The organism is Nocardioides sp. PD653-B2 (assembly GCF_002117935.1).
GTDB lineage: Bacteria > Actinomycetota > Actinomycetes > Propionibacteriales > Nocardioidaceae > Nocardioides.
Map to the genome: position 1 here is coordinate 1 of NZ_BDJE01000051.1, position 15,442 is coordinate 15,442.

Genomic DNA, 15,442 nt, shown 5'->3' on the forward strand with positions numbered 1-15,442 from the left:
AGCTCGCCCTCCCACACCGCGGCGGGACCGATCGAGTCGACCGAGTGCATGGCGGCCCACTGGGCGGCCAGCTGGAACTGCTCGGACTCGGCCTGATCGGCGACCGCTCGACGTTCGCGGGCGGCAACCAGCACCGCGGTCGCGGTGTCGAGTTCGGTGGTGGCTGCCATGGTTCAATCAAGCACCCGCCACCGACAGTCAGACCCCGAAAACCCTGTTCTCCACAGGGTCCTGACGATCTCGAAAGTAAAATCTTTGAACGGTGACCACGACGGTCGACCCGAGCGGACCCGCAAGCCAGACGACGGCTGGAAGTCGCCGCCTCAACCGAAGCGGACGGTGACCACATCACTCTGTAAATCCCTAGCAGCGGCCCGCAAGCCGAGGACAGGTGGGCGGGTCGGCTGCGGGGGTTTCGAGACAGGCGCTGCGCGCCTTCCTCAACCACCGGGACGACAGGCTTCGTCCTTCCTCAACCACCGGGGACGACAGGCTTCGTCCGTCCTCAACCACCGGGGACGACAGGCTTCGTCCGTCCTCAACCACCGGGGGCGACAGGACTTCGTCCGTTCTCAACCACCGAGGTGGTGGTTCAGCGCTTGGGCGGGCGCGGGACGAACATCGACGTGCGGGCGGCGTACTCGGGATAGCCGGGGCGCTTCATCATCGACCGCTCGAGCAGCTTGGCGCCGGTGACCCAGACGAGCCAGAAGGTCATCGTGAGCGGGGCGACCAGGCTGAGCAGGCCGGCGAGCCAGCCGGAGGCGAGGCCACCGGTGAGCCAGATGCCCCACCAGACGCAGGCGTCGCCGAAGTAGTTGGGGTGCCGGGTCCACGACCACAGCCCGCGGTCCATGACCGGCCCGCGGTTGGGGTCCGCCTTGTACGCCGCGAGCTGGCGGTCGCCGACGGTCTCGAAGAGCACGCCCACCACCCAGACGGCGATGCCGGCCCAGACGACCGCGGGCCAGTCGAGGTCGTCGGAGAGGGCGGCGGCCTGCAGCGGCAGCGAGACCAGCCAGACGGCCGCACCCTGCACGAGGAACACCTTGCGGACCGCGACACCGATGCCGACCTCGTCGAGGGAGCCGCCGAGGAGGGCGGTGTAGCGCGGGTCCTCGCCATGCCCGCGCGAGCGCGTGAAGATGTGGGAGGACAGCCGTGCGCCCCAGACGCCGACCAGCGCGACGAGCAGCCAGGACTGCCAGGTGCCGGCCAGCAGCGCGCAGACGATCGACACCGCGACCAGGGCGATGCCCCAGGCGACGTCGACGACCGAGACGCGCCCCGTCCGCTTCGCCGCCAGGGCGGTCGCGACCATGACGAGGACCGCCGCCGCCAACGACAGGCCGGCGACGAGCAGGAAGTCACTCACCAGGTTCTCCTCCACGGCAGCGAGTGCGACCCGTCCGGGCGCACCATCAGGATCTGGTCGACCCCCATCCTGCCGTCCCGGAACGCCATCGCCCCACCCACGAGGTAGAGCCGCCACACGCGGACGACCTCCTCGCCGACGAGCGCGGTCAGCCACTCCCGGTTGCCCTCGAACCGCTCCAGCCAGCCGGCCACCGTGCGCACGTAGTGCTCGCGCAACGCGTGCACGTCGCGCACCTCGAGGCCCCCGCGCTCGAGGTGCGCGATCGTCTCGCCCACCGGCCGCATGTGCATGTCGGGCGCGATGAACGACTCGATGAACGGGCCACCCCCCGGGTGCCGCCCACCCTTCGGCCCGGGGCGCGACATCTGCTGGACCAGCACCCGGCCACCGGGCCGTACGGCGCGTCGCAGCACCTCGACGTACGTCGGGTAGTTGCGCTCGCCGACGTGCTCGCCCATCTCGAGCGACCCGACCGCGTCGAAGCCGTCGTCGGGCACCTCCCGGTAGTCCTGGAGCCGCACCTCGACCCGGTCGGCGAGGCCGCGGTCGGCGATCCGCTGCTCGATGAACGCCTTCTGCTCGGCGGAGATCGTCACGCCGACGACCTGGGCGCCGAAGTGCTCGGCCGCGTGCAGCGACAGGGAGCCCCACCCGCAGCCGACGTCCAGCATCCGCATGCCGGGCTCGAGGCCGAGCTTGCGGCAGACCAGGTCGAGCTTCGCGGCCTGCGCGTCCGCCAGCGTCATGTCGTCGGTCGTGTAGTAGGCGCAGGAGTAGGCCATCGCCGGGTCCAGGATCGCGGCGTAGAACTCGTTCGAGAGGTCGTAGTGGTGGCTGATCGCGCGGCGGTCCCGCAGCGCCGTGTGCAGCCGACCGCGCAGCCGCGCCTGGGTGCGGGGAGCGGTGGGTGGGCGGCCGATCGCGCCGACGCCGAGGGCGGCGCGCACGGCGCGGGCGACGGCGGCCGGCGTGGCGCGCACCCCGTCGAGGCCGCGCTCGCGGGCGACGGCGAAGGCGTGGGTGAGAGCGGTGTCCAGGTCGCCGGGGACCTCCAGCTCACCGGCCACGTAGGCCTGGGCGGCACCGAGCTCGCCCGGGCGCCAAAGCATGCGCCGGACGGCGTCCGGCGAGCGCAGCTCGACGAGCGGTGCGTCGACCGGGCCGGCCTCGGAGCCGTCCCAGGCGCGCAGCCGCACGGGGAGCTCGCCGCCGACGAAGGGCGCCACCGCCCGGGCGAGGGCGGGCGCGACGGCCGTGCCCGCCATCAGGTCTCCCGGGTGAGGGTGAGCTGCTGGACGTCGAGGTAGCCCGAGGCGAAGCCGGCGCGGGAGTACTCGAGGTAGAAGTGCCACATCCGCAGGAACGTCTCGTCGAAGCCCAGCTGCTTGACCCGGTCGGCCGCGGCGAGGAACGCGGTGTCCCAGCGCTGCAGCGTCTCGGCGTAGTCGGCGCCGAAGGCCAGCCGGTTGGTCACGCGCAGGCTGGTGTGCTGCTCGTTGACCTCGTCGATCACCTGCGCCGACGGCAGGAAGCCGCCGGGGAAGATGTACTTGTTGATCCACGTGTAGGTGCGCCGGGTGGCGAGCATCCGGTCGTGCGGCATCAAGATCGCCTGGATGCCGACCCGTCCACCCGGGGCCAGGACCCGGTCGATGGTGCGGAAGTACGTCGGCCAGTACTCGTGGCCGACCGCCTCGATCATCTCGACCGACAGCACGGCGTCGTACTCGCCGGCGACGTCGCGGTAGTCGGCGAGCTCGACGTGCACCCGGTCGGAGAAACCGGCGGCCTCGATCCGTTGGCGGGCCAGCGCCTGCTGCTCGGTGGAGAGCGTGACCGAGTGGACCGTGGCGCCGCGCGCGGCGGCGCGGATCGCGAGCTCGCCCCACCCGGTGCCGATCTCCAGCACCCGGGTGCCCGGTCCGACGTGGGTCTCGTCGAGCAGCCGGTCGATCTTGCGCAGCTGGGCCGCGTGGAGGTCACCGGACGGGTTGCCCTCGAAGAGCGCCGACGAGTAGCTCAGCGACGGGTCGAGGAAGAGCGAGAAGAGGTCGTTGGACAGGTCGTAGTGGTGCGCGATGTTGTCGCGCGTGCGGCGCTTGCTGTTGCGGTGCAGCCGCGGCGGCCGGGCGACCACCAGGCCGCGCAGGGTCTGCAGGCTGCGCGGCACCAGGTCGGCCACGTCGGCGGCCAGCACGGTGAGGAAGCCGGCCAGCTCGTCGGAGTCCCAGGCGCCGGTGAGGTAGCCCTCGCCGAAGCCGATCAGCTTGTCGCGGCCGAGTCGGGCGAAGAACTCGTCGGGCCGGTGGACCGTCATCGACGGGCCGCCGAGGCCGTGGACCTCTCCGTCCAGGTCCACGGTCACCGGCAGTCGTCGGACGGCGGCCAGGAAGAGCTTGCGGGCCACGTGTGCGGACACGGTCGTGTGGAGCCCGGCGGGCACGGCGTCGAGGCCGGGCCAGGTCTCCGGGGCGGGGCGGACGGGGGTGAGGGTCATCGGACTCCCTCCTGGTGGTGGTGGGGGCGGGGCTGGATCGGCAGGCGCCGGGCCCACAGCCAGATGCCGTGGGCGCGGATCAGCAGCGATCCTCCGAGAGCAGCGGGGGCGGCGCGCCAGGCGCCGCGGGTCGACCGGCGTCCCGCGAGGGACGCGCTGAACGTGGCGCCGGCATCGGTCGTGAGCGTGACGGCGATGTGCAGGTCGTCGCCCGGCCGCGGGACGGCGAGCTCGTAGGTGCCGTCGGTGCCGTGGAACGGCGACACGTACATCTCCTTGGGCGTGCGGGCCCGGCCCTGCTCGTCGGGGTGGACGAGGTAGGCGTGCCGGTCGCCGTAGGTGTTGTGCACCTCGACGACCGTGCAGAGCGGCTCGCCGGACTCGGTGCTGCACCAGAAGACGCTGATCGGGTTGAAGCAGTAGCCGAACGCCCGGGCGTTGGCGGCCATCAGCACCCGGCCACGGCCGAGCCTGACGCCGTGGTCGGCGAGGAAGGTCGCCAGGTTGTCGCGGATCGACCAGTCCGGCTCACCGAGGTGGTCGCGCGCCTCGAAGCGGCCGAGCAGTCCGTGGTCGGGCAGGTCGTCGAGGTCGACCAGCCAGGTGTGCGAGTGGTGGGTGAACGTGCGCCTGAACGGCCGGCGCCGGGTGTGCCGGATGGTGGTCTCGTAGATCGCGGGGGTCGTGGTGGTTTCGGGGCTGGCCGCTAGCGCTCGTCGCACCCCAACGACCGATTCGGTGGTTGAGGCCTCGAAACCACCCCAGCTGAACCCGAGCCGTTCGGCGGCCTTCAGCCCCGAGCGGGAGCCGTCCTCGTGGAAGCCCCAGCCGTGGTAGGCGCCGGCGAAGGCGACCCGGTCGGTGTCGAGCTCGGGCAGCCGGGCCTGGGCGGCGACGGACTCCGGGGTGTAGAGCGGGTGCTCGTACTCCATCCGGTCGATCACGGTCGCGGGGTCGACGAGGTGCTCGCCACCGAGGGTGACCAGGTAGTGCGTCTCGGTGGGCAGCCGCTGCAGCCGGGTCAGGTCGTAGGTCACGGTCACGTGGCCGAGCGACTCGACCGGTCGGCGGAAGTTCCACGACGCCCGGGCACCGTCGGCCTCGGGCAGCAGCGAGACGTCGGTGTGCAGCAGCGCGACGTTGGGGGAGTACGGCAGCGCGCCGAGGACCTCGCGCTGGGCGGGCGTCGGGTCGGCCAGCATCGCGAGCGCCTGCCCGGGGTGGGTGGCGATCACCACGGCGTCGTACGCCGTCACGGTGCCGTTGCCGTCGGTGACCTCGACACCGGTCGGGGTCTCGAGGACCGACGTGACCTTGGTGCCGGTGCGGACGTCGCCGATCCGGTCGCCCACCCGGCGGACGTACTCGCGCGAGCCGCCCGTCACGGTGCGCCACTGCGGCGACCCGAAGATGCCGAGCATCCCGTGGTGGTCGAGGAACGTGAAGAGGTAGCGGGCCGGGTAGTCGAGCGCGACGTCGGGGTCGGTGGACCAGACGGCGGCGACCAGCGGCTCCATGAAGTGGCGGGTGAAGTAGGCCGAGAAGCGGCCCGCGCGGAGGAACTCGCGCAGGGTGACGTCGTCGCCGCTCGACGCCAGCAGGGTCCGGGCCCGGCGGTGGAAGAGCGGGATCTCCACCAGCATCCGCAGGTAGGCCGGCCGGGTCAGGTTCCGGCCGCCGGGGAAGAGCCCGCTCGCGCCGAGGGCGCCGGCGTACTCGAGGCCCGACTGGTCGTCGCGCACCGAGAGCGACATCTCCGACTCCTGGGTCGCGACACCGAGCTCGGCGAACATCCGGAGCAGGGTCGGGTAGGTCTTCTCGTTGTGCACGATGAAGCCGGTGTCGATCGCCAGCTCGCGGCCGCCGTCGTCGACCAGGTGGGTGTCGGCGTGACCGCCGAGCCGGTCGTCGGCCTCGTAGATCGTGACGTCGGCGGAGCGTGAGGCGACGTACGCGGCCGTCAGCCCCGCCACGCCGGAGCCGATGACGGCGACCCGGCGGGCGGTGGCGTGCGTCATGCACTCTCCCCGAAGTCGAACAGCGCGATCGGCTTGGAGGTGGGGTGGTCGGACCCACCCGCGGGCTCGATCGTGATGCCCGCGGCCTTGGCGGTCGCGGCGTCGCCCTCCAGCACCATCGTCTGGTCGGCCTCGATCGGCATCAGGCCGGCCGAGACCATGCCGCTGGCGGGCTGGTCGAGCCACAGCTGGTAGACCATGCCCTTCGGCGGCGGCGGCATCTTCTCGGTCACGATGACCGCCTTGCCCACCGAGTCGGAGTGCACGACGGTGGCCTTCGCGCCGTCGTCGAAGTCGAGCGAGGTGCTCTTCGCGTCGGCGGCGCTCAGCACCAGCTCCGCGGCGGACGGTGCCTGCGAGGTCTCGTCGGCCCACGGCTGGGTCGCCACCCCGACCCCGACGGCCGCGAGGACGGCCGCGGCGGCCGCGAGCGCCACCAGGCGAAATCGGCCGGGCCGGCGCCGGGCCTCCTCCGGCGTGGCGCCGGGCGTGGTGAGCGGCGGGAGTGGGCGCACGGTGGCGATATCGGCCAGCACGCGGTCGCGGAGCGCGGCGGGCGGCTCGGCGGCGGTCGTCTCGGACAGCACGCCGGTGGCCTCGCGGAGGCTGGCCACCTCGGCCTGGCACTCCGCGCAGACCGCGAGGTGCTTCTCGAAGCGGGCGCGCTCGATGTCGTCGACCGCGTCCATGGCGTACGCCCCGGAGAGCGCGTGGATGTCGCTCATTGCCCCACTCCCATCGCGTCGCGCAGCCGGATCAGTCCGTCTCGGATTCGTGTCTTGGCGGTGCCGACCGGTAGGTCGAGCATGGTTGCCACCTCGGTGTGGGTGTAGCCGCCGAAGTAGGCGAGGTTGATGGCCTCGCGCTGCACCTCGGTCAGCGTCGCCAGCGCGCCGCGGACGCGGTGCGCCTCGAGCGAGGCATGGGCGGCCTCGGCCGTCGAGTCGTGGTCGACCGGTTGGTTCTCGTGGTGGTACGTCGTGTCGCGGCGGGTGGACGCCTCCGCCGACCGGACCCGGTCGACCGCCTTGCGGTGGGTGATCGTCATCAGCCAGGACAGCGGGCTGCCCCGGTCCGCGTCGAAGCGCCCCGCGGTGCGCCAGATCTCCAGGAACGCCTCCTGGGTGACCTCCTCGGCCTGCGCCGGGTCACGCACCACCCGGAGCGCGAGTCCGAAGACCCGCCGGGAGGTGGCGTCGTAGAGCTGGGCGAAGGCGGCCTCGTCGGCGCGGCCCGAGCGGCGCAACAGGTCGGCGAGATCGGGCGCAGCCTCCGCGGACCGGTCCACGGGGGCCGGGTCCTCGGAGGGTACGGGCCGGAGATGGTCCATGAGGTGAATGCTCTCCTACCGTTGGTCGTCGTGCTCCTGGTGTGCCGCTTCTGAAGAGGTCTTCGGAGCGACCCCGCGGCCGGATTGGAGCAGGTCGGGTCATTTTCCCTCAGGCCACGATCACGCTGATCTCGTGGAAGCCGCTGGCACCGTCCGGGAACGGCGCCACGCGGGCCGGTGACTGCACGACCCCCTGCCCGTCGACGGCACGTACGGCGAGCGAGTGCTCGCCGGACTCGGCGGTCCACGGCAGGTACCACTGGCGCCAGTAGTCGTTGCCGCCGGCCGGCCCGAGCCGGGCCGGCTGCCAGCCGCCGCCGTCGATGCGGACCTCGACCCGCTGGACGCCACCGCGGTGCGGGGCCCAGGCGACGCCGCCGATCACGGTCCGGCCGGGCTGCATGGTGGCGAACGACGGGGGCGTGTCGATCCGGCTCGACGTCTTGATCGGAGCGTCGGTCGCCCAGCCCCGCTGGGTCCAGTACGCGTCCTGTTCGGCGTAGGTCGTGAGCGTCATCCGGCTGATCCACTTGCACGCGCTGATGAAGCCGTAGAGCCCGGGCACGATCATCCGGGCCGGGAAGCCGTGCTCCTGCGGCAGCGAGCGGCCGTTCATCCCGATCGCGATCATCGCGTCGCGGCCGTCGGTCGCGAGCTCGAGCGGGGTGCTGATCGTCATCCCGTCCAGGTCCGTGCTGAGGATCTGGTCGGCTCCGGTCGCGCCGATCCCGGCCTCGGCCAGCACGTCGGTCAGCCGGACGCCGCGCCAGCGGGCGGCGCCGACGTACGAGCCCCCGACCTCGTTGGAGACGCAGGTGAGCAGGATGTCGCGCTCGATGAGCGGCATCGCCGCCAGGTCGTCGAAGCTCAGCCTCACCTCGCGCTCGACGTCGCCGTCGATGGTGAGCGTCCAGTCGTCGAGGTGCACCACGGGCAGCGACAGTCGGGTGTCGATCCGGTAGAACCGGTCCGTCGGGGTCCGGAAGGGGCTGATGCCGGGGACCCGCTCGTCGAGGCTCCCGGACGTCGGCGCCGCGGCGTCGGCCGCGGCGGGGATGTCCACGCGGGTGGTGCGGGTGCGGTACGCCGTGATCCAGCGGCCGGCGCCGCCCATCGCGGCGGCCGACAAGGCGAGTGCGCCGGCGGCGACCAGCACGCCCCTGCGCGTGGGCGCGTCCCCCTCGTCGCCGGTGGCGGGCGCCGGGCGGGCGCCGGTCAGCCAGGCCAGCGCGGCCACGCCGGCCGCGCCGGCGACCAGGCTGGGGAGGACGTCGCCGATGCCGGCGGACCGGCGGGTCAGGGCCGCGGCCGCCGGGATCGCGACGAGGACGACCAGCAGGCCCGCGCCGTACGCGAACCGGCGCCGCGCGAGCAGTCCCGCCACGGCGGCGAGCAGCAGCACGCCCACGAGCACCGAGCCGACCAGCACCGTCTTGTCGTGGGTGCCGAACTGCGCGATCGCCCACTCCGCGAGCGGGGTCGGCACCAGGCCGACGACCGCCGAGCCGACCGCGAGGACCGGGGAGGAGGACGGAGTCGTCAGCGACGCGACGAGGTGGCCGGCGGCGACGCCCACGAGCGTGGACAGCACGCCGAGGCCGGCGTACGTGAGTCGGGTCCGCATAGGAGGTTGTTCGGAGCCGACCGTCCGGCGGATGGCCCGGCTCCGCTCCGAAACCTCCGTTTTCCCTCAAGACGACACCGATCGGGAGCTCGCGGCCCTACTCTTCGGGAGATTGCTTGATGTGACGTGCCTGGTGCACGCAGATCTGGTGCAGGGCCTCGCGCAGACGGCGGGAGGCACACCACACGCTCGTAGACGAGCACACGGCTGGGGGGCCGGCGATCATGCTGTTGTCGCGCGCAAATTCGAGGACCGTCTCGGTCCGGGGACGCCGTGGTGGCGTCGCTCTTCTCTCGCTGGCGCTGACCGGAGCCGCGCTCGCGCTGGTGCCGGCCGCGCCCGCTCAGGCCACCGGGGGCTCGTTCTCGTCCTCGTCGCCGAGCTTCGTGTGTGCCTCGGACACCGTCTACAGCATCGACCAGGGCGAGCACACGATCAGCAGGATCAACCCGAGCACGGCGGCGACGTCGTCGAACGGCCGGATCCTGCCGGGCTCCAGCGACGCGATCAACGCGCTCGCCCTGCCCGCCGGAGGCGGCCGCTACATCTACGCGTTCAACCGCTCCGAGAACGACATCGTCCGCTTCGACGCGACGACGAACGACGAGGACAGCTACAGCGCCCCGACGAACGCCAGCGCGAGCAGCGTCATCGCCGGCGCGATCAACCCGGCGAACGGCATCTACTACTACGCGGCGGGCGGCTCCCCCTGGAAGCTCTACGCGTTCAACACCAGCACGAACACCTCGATCGGCCAGGTCGGCACCATCGCCGGGCTCTCCGTCAACGGTGACATGGCCTTCGACTCCGTCGGCAACCTGTACGTCGTGTCCAACGCGAGCGCCTCCGCGGCCGGCACCCTGGCCCGCGTGAACGGCCCGCTGCCGACGACCGCCGGCTCCACCGCCTTCGCCTCGACCGTGCTCGCGTCCCTGCCGGGCGACTCCGGTCAGTACGCCTCGATGGCCTTCGACGGCTCCGGCGTCCTGGTGATCGGCACGGGCACCGGCAAGGTGCTGCGGGTCAACCCGTCCAGCGGTGCCCTGCTCAGCACCAAGACCGTGTCGCTGAGCCTCTCCGACATGGCGTCCTGCTCGGCCCCGAGCACCGCCTCCGTGCGCGTCGACCTGCCCTCGGGCCGGCACGACGACGCCGACCAGTTCGGCACCAAGATCACCGGTGGCGGGGTGAGCGCCGGCAACACCGGCGTGACCGCCGGCACCGACTCCGGCGTGCAGGGCCTCGACGACGAGGTCGCCGGCCCGGTCGTCGTGCTGCCGAGCACGACGTACACGGTCACCCAGACCGCAGCGGGCGGCACCGACCTGAACGACTACACGACCACCTGGAAGTGCGTGCTCTCGGCGACCGGCGCCACGCTCGCCAACGGCACCGGCCAGACCGGCACCTTCACGACGCCGGCGACCTCGGGCAACACGGTCATCTGCACGTTCACCAACCTGCCGCTGGTCCCCGCGATCGCGCTGGACAAGGTGGCCGGCGCGATCGCCGACGTGGACGGCAACGGCCCGGACGCCGGCGACACGATCACCTACACGTTCCAGGTCACCAACACCGGCAACGTCGCGCTGAACCCGGTCACCGTCGCCGACCCCAAGGTCGGCCCGGTCACCTGCCCGAGCGGCTCACTGGCCGCCGGCGCCTCGGTGAACTGCACGCCGAAGTCGTACACGCTGACCCAGGCCGACGTGAACGCCGGCAAGGTCGACAACACCGCGACGGCCACCGGCACCGCCTCCAACGGCGTGCAGGTGACGGCCACCGACTCGGCCACGGTCGTCGTCCCGGCCGCTCCGTCCATCGCCCTCGACAAGGCTGCCGGCTCGATCACCGACCTCGACGGCAACGGCCCCGACGCCGGCGACACGGTCACCTACACGTTCAAGGTCACCAACACCGGCAACGTGCCGCTCAACCCGGTCACCGTGAGCGACCCGAAGGTCGGCCCGGTCACCTGCCCGGCCGGAGCGCTCGCGCCCGGCGCCGACGTCAGCTGCACGCCGAAGACGTACACGCTGACCCAGGCCGACGTGAACACCGGCAAGGTCGACAACACCGCGACCGCCTCGGGCACCCCGCCGACCGGCGCGCCGGTCACCGCGACCGACGCGGTCACGGTCACCGTCCCGGCGACCCCGGCGGTCGGGATCGACAAGACCGCCGGCGCGATCACCGATCTCGACGGCAACGGCCCGGACGCCGGTGACACGATCACCTACGGCTTCAAGGTCACCAACACCGGCAACGTGACGCTCAACCCCGTCACCGTGAACGACCCGAAGCTCGGGGGTGCCATCACCTGCCCGACCGGCGCGCTCCTGCCCGGCGCGAGCATCACCTGCACCTCGAAGACCTACACGCTGACCCAGGCCGACGTGAACGCCGGCCGCGTGGACAACACCGCCACCGTGACCGGCACGCCGCCGACCGGCTCGCCGGTCACCGACTCCGACTCGACGACGACCGTCCTCCAGGGGACGCCGGCCATCGAGCTGGACAAGACCGCAGGCTCGATCGCCGACCTCGACGGCAACGGCCCCGACAAGGGCGACACGATCACGTACGGCTTCAAGGTGACCAACATCGGCACCGTGACGCTGAACCCGGTCGTCGTCGCCGACCCGAAGGTCGGCCCGGTCACGTGCCCGGGCGGCGCGCTCGCGCCCGGCGCGAACGTCACCTGCACGCCGAAGACCTACACGCTGACGCAGGCGGACGTGGACTCGGGTCGCGTCGAGAACACCGCGACCGCGACCGGCACGCCGCCGAGCGGCAGCCCGGTCACCGACACCGACTCGACCAGCACCCCGGTCGGGGCGAACCCCTCGATCGAGCTGGACAAGACGGCCGGTGCCCTGACCGACGTGGACGGCAACGGCCCGGACGCCGGTGACACGATCACCTACGGCTTCAAGGTCACCAACACCGGCAACGTGACGCTCAACCCGGTCACGGTCAACGACCCGAAGTTCGGCGGGGCGATCACCTGCCCGAGCGGTGCGCTCGCGCCCGGCGACTCGGTCACCTGCACCCCGAAGACCTACCCGCTGACCCAGGCCGACGTGAACGCCGGCCGGGTCGACAACACCGCGACCGCCAACGGCACGCCGCCGACCGGCAGCCCGGTGACCGACACCGACTCGACCACCACGCCGGTCCCGGCCGCACCGTCGATCCACCTCGACAAGACCGCAGGGGCGATCTCCGACCTCGACGGCAACGGCCCGGACGCCGGTGACACGATCACCTACGGCTTCGAGGTCACCAACACCGGCAACGTGACGCTCAACCCGGTCACGGTCTCGGACCCGAAGCTGGGCGCGATCACCTGCCCGGGCGGTGCGCTCGCGCCGGGCGCCGCCGTCACCTGCACGCCGAAGGCGTACCCGCTGACCCAGGCCGACGTGAACCTCGGCCGGGTCGACAACACCGCGACCGCCAGTGGCACGCCGCCGACCGGCAGCCCGGTGACCGACACCGACTCGACCAGCACGCCGGTCACCCCGGCTGCCGGCATCGAGCTGGTGAAGACCGCCAGCGGTGTCAACGACGTGAACGGCAACGGCCTCGACGACGGTGACACGATCACCTACACGTTCAAGGTGACCAACACCGGCAACGTGACGCTCAGCAACATCACCGTGACCGACCCGAAGGTCGGCCCGGTGACCTGCCCGAACGTCACGCTGGCGCCGGGCGCCTCGCTCAACTGCGACCCGCGCACCTACACGCTCGTCCAGACCGACATCGACCACGGCTCGGTGGACAACACCGCCGAGGTGCACGGCACGACGCCGACCGGTGGCACCGTCACCGACGACGACAGCCGCACGGTCGACCTGCCGGCCACCGGCGCGATCCAGCTGGTCAAGACGGCGGGCAGCGTCGTCGACCTCGACGGCAACGGTCCCGACGCGGGCGACACCATCACCTACTCGTTCCGGGTCACCAACACCGGCAACGTGAAGCTGGACCCGATCACCGTCACCGACCCGAAGGTCGGCCCGGTCACCTGCCCGACCGGCGGTCTCGAGCCCGACGAGTCGTTCGCCTGCAACGACGTGACCTACACGATCACCCAGGCCGACGTGAACGCCGGCAAGGTGGACAACACCGCGACCGCCAGCGGCACGCCGCCGAACGGCACCCCGGTGACGGACACCGACTCGACGACGACGCCGGTGCAGCCGAGCTCCACCAACGTCAAGGTCCGCAAGACGGTCGACGACGCGACGCCCCGGGTGGGTGACGTCGTCACCTACACGCTGACGGTCACCAACACCGGTGCCGCGGACGCCCGCGACGTCGTCGTGGTCGACGCGCTCCCGACCGGGGTGACGTTCGTGTCCGCCGACGCCGCCTGCACCCGCTCCGGCTCCACCGTCCGGTGTGAGCTCGGGACGGTGCCCGCCGGCGCGACGCGCAGCGTCGACGTCAGGGTCGAGGTCGACCCGCTGCCCGAGATCGGCGCTGACCACCAGCACCTGTTCGACGTGCAGAAGACCGAGGTCCACGTGGACATCGAGCCCGGCGACCGGGCGACCGGTACGGCGAGCTGCATGCCCGGCTACGTCGTGTCCGACGGCTCCGGCCGGATCGACCACGTCGACCAGGACACCGGCACTCTCGCCGACGTCCACATGACGGAGAACCACGCCGTCGGCAACGGCAGCTGGACGGCGTCCTTCGTCAACGACGCGACCGGCCGGGCCCAGGCCAAGGTGTTCGCGGTCTGCATCCAGACGCAGAGCGAGACCGTCAACGGCCACAGCCACAACCTGGTGGTGGGCAACGTGATCAGCGAGACCCACGCGCTGCCGACCGGTCGGACCGACGTGACCCTGAACTGTGCTCCGGGCCAGACCCCGGTGCAGCCGGGCTACCAGCTCGACGGCATCGCGCCGGTGCTCACGACGTACCCCTCCGGTGACAACGGCTGGACGTTCGGCGTGGTGACCGCCCCGGGCGGCGACGCCGCGACCCAGGGGACGTTCTCGATCCGCTGCCTCGACAACCTGGTCAGCACCGCGAACGGGCACACCCACGCGCTGGGCCTCGACGAGGTGCGCCAGACCGTGACCGTGCCGGCCGGGCAGAGCGCGGAGTTCACGCTCTCGTGCGCCGGTGATGCCAAGGGCATCGTGGCGGGCTACGACATCGACCCGGGCCTGGTCGTGCTCGGCAACGACCCCCGGCCGATCATCCGGGTGTTCAAGTTCTACAACCCGACGAACGGTCCGCTCAGCGCCGACCTCTACCTGCTCTGCCTCGCGAACCGCACGGAGCGCGGCGCCGACCAGGGCGGCAACATCGTCAACACCGCCACGGTGACGACGACGACGCCGGAGACCTCGTCGTCCGACAACAGCGACAGCGTCTCGATCCAGGTCGACGACTCGCCGGTGGTCACACCGGTGGCGCCGCTGGTGACGGTGACGCAGTCGAAGGTGGCGGCGACGGTCAAGTGCGGCGCGGGCGGCGGCTCCTGCAAGGGAGTGGCCACCCTGGTCGCGTCGTCCACCCAGAAGGTGAGCGGCACGGTGGTCAAGAAGGGCACCCTCCTGGCCCGGGCGACGTACAAGATCAAGTCGGGCAAGAAGGTGACGCTGCAGCTCACGAAGACCGGGCCGGGCCGCAAGGCCCTCGCCTCGTCCAGCATCAAGAAGGCGTCGCTGACCGTGGGCGGGGTCACCAAGACGGTGCGCATCAGGCACTGACCCCGGGCGCCGACCCGGGACGGCATGGGGGCGTCGGGCATGCGGCAGGATGAGCCGCATGCCCGAACCCCTGCCTGAGCTCGTGCACTACGTCGTCGACGGTGCCGTCGCGACGATCACCCTCGACTCGCCCCACAACCGCAACGCCCTGTCGCAGCAGCTGGTCACCGAGCTGCTCGAGCGGCTCGAGGAGGCGGACGGCGACGACGCCGTGCTGGTCGTCCGGCTGCAGTCGGCGGACCGGGTCTTCTGCTCCGGCGCCGACCTGTCGGAGGCCACCAGCGTCGGCATGGAGGAGGGCGGGCGCCGGATGGTCGCCGTCCAGCGGGCGATCGTGGCGCTGGGCAAGCCGGTCGTCACCCGCCTGATCGGCCCGGTCCGGGCCGGGGGCATCGGGATCGTGGCCTCCTCCGACATCGTGATCGCCTCGGAGGACGCGAACTTCGCGCTCACCGAGGTCAAGCTCGGCCTGGCGGCCGCGATCATCTCGATCCCGGTCTTCCACCGGATGAGCCCTCGCGCGGCCTCCCTGGTGACGTTGACCGGCGAGGTGTTCGGCGGTGCCGAGGCGGCGGCGTACGGCCTGGTCACGACGGTCGTCGCGGCCGACGGCGTCGACGCGGAGGTGGAGCGGGTCTGCGCCGCCCTCGCCACCGGGGCACCCCAGGGGCTGCGCGAGTCGAAGCGGATCCTGAACCGCCAGCTGCTCGCCCAGCTCGACTCCGACGGCGAGGAGCTCGCGGCGTTCAGCGCCAACCTCTTCGCCTCCGACGCCGCCCGCGAGGCGATGACGGCGTTCCTGTCCCGCACGAAGTAGCGTCGTCGGACGTGTCGAGAACCGGCACCCGAGCCCGACC

General features: G+C 72.0%; 9 protein-coding genes. 2 read left to right on the top strand and 7 right to left on the bottom strand.

Features of this window, described 5'->3' with window-relative positions; all coding sequences use genetic code 11:
- Window positions 1–592: 592 nt before the first annotated feature.
- From PD653B2_RS20790 to PD653B2_RS20820, 7 genes are all read right to left on the bottom strand, one after another.
- Window positions 593–1,375 carry a DUF1295 domain-containing protein gene (locus PD653B2_RS20790; RefSeq protein WP_207559471.1) on the bottom strand — a complete coding sequence of 261 codons (783 nt, stop codon included), beginning with the start codon at window positions 1,373–1,375 and terminating at the stop codon, window positions 593–595.
- Window positions 1,372–2,643, bottom strand: coding sequence for an SAM-dependent methyltransferase (locus PD653B2_RS20795; RefSeq protein ID WP_085874330.1), 1,272 nt, complete (start codon window positions 2,641–2,643; stop codon window positions 1,372–1,374). The genes PD653B2_RS20790 and PD653B2_RS20795 overlap by 4 nt, the downstream gene beginning before the upstream one ends.
- On the bottom strand, window positions 2,643–3,875 hold the full coding sequence (locus PD653B2_RS20800) for an SAM-dependent methyltransferase (protein ID WP_085874331.1): 1,233 nt from the start codon (window positions 3,873–3,875) through the stop codon (window positions 2,643–2,645). Before PD653B2_RS20800 ends, PD653B2_RS20795 begins: the two co-directional genes overlap by 1 nt.
- Window positions 3,872–5,893 (bottom strand): FAD-dependent oxidoreductase, encoded by a 2,022-nt coding sequence (locus PD653B2_RS20805; RefSeq protein WP_085874332.1) that lies wholly within the window; start codon window positions 5,891–5,893, stop codon window positions 3,872–3,874. The genes PD653B2_RS20800 and PD653B2_RS20805 overlap by 4 nt, the downstream gene beginning before the upstream one ends.
- Window positions 5,890–6,618 carry an anti-sigma factor gene (locus PD653B2_RS20810; RefSeq protein ID WP_085874333.1) on the bottom strand — a complete coding sequence of 243 codons (729 nt, stop codon included), beginning with the start codon at window positions 6,616–6,618 and terminating at the stop codon, window positions 5,890–5,892. The genes PD653B2_RS20805 and PD653B2_RS20810 overlap by 4 nt, the downstream gene beginning before the upstream one ends.
- Complete coding sequence (gene sigK / locus PD653B2_RS20815) at window positions 6,615–7,223, bottom strand: ECF RNA polymerase sigma factor SigK (protein ID WP_085874334.1); 609 nt, start codon at window positions 7,221–7,223, stop codon at window positions 6,615–6,617. Before sigK ends, PD653B2_RS20810 begins: the two co-directional genes overlap by 4 nt.
- A gap of 109 nt (window positions 7,224–7,332) precedes the next feature.
- The gene (locus PD653B2_RS20820; RefSeq protein ID WP_085874335.1) at window positions 7,333–8,847 is read right to left on the bottom strand and encodes a molybdopterin-dependent oxidoreductase; all 1,515 of its coding nucleotides are present in this window, start codon (window positions 8,845–8,847) and stop codon (window positions 7,333–7,335) included.
- A gap of 224 nt (window positions 8,848–9,071) precedes the next feature.
- Here PD653B2_RS20820 and PD653B2_RS20825 point away from each other — a divergent pair, with 224 nt between their 5' ends.
- Both PD653B2_RS20825 and PD653B2_RS20830 read left to right on the top strand, forming a co-directional pair.
- A complete protein-coding gene (locus PD653B2_RS20825) occupies window positions 9,072–14,585 on the top strand; it encodes a beta strand repeat-containing protein (RefSeq protein WP_085874336.1) in 5,514 nt (1,837 codons plus the stop codon).
- 58 nt (window positions 14,586–14,643) lie between these two features.
- Window positions 14,644–15,402, top strand: a complete 759-nt coding sequence (locus PD653B2_RS20830; protein ID WP_345775757.1) for an enoyl-CoA hydratase-related protein — start codon at window positions 14,644–14,646, stop codon at window positions 15,400–15,402.
- Window positions 15,403–15,442 lie beyond the last annotated feature (40 nt).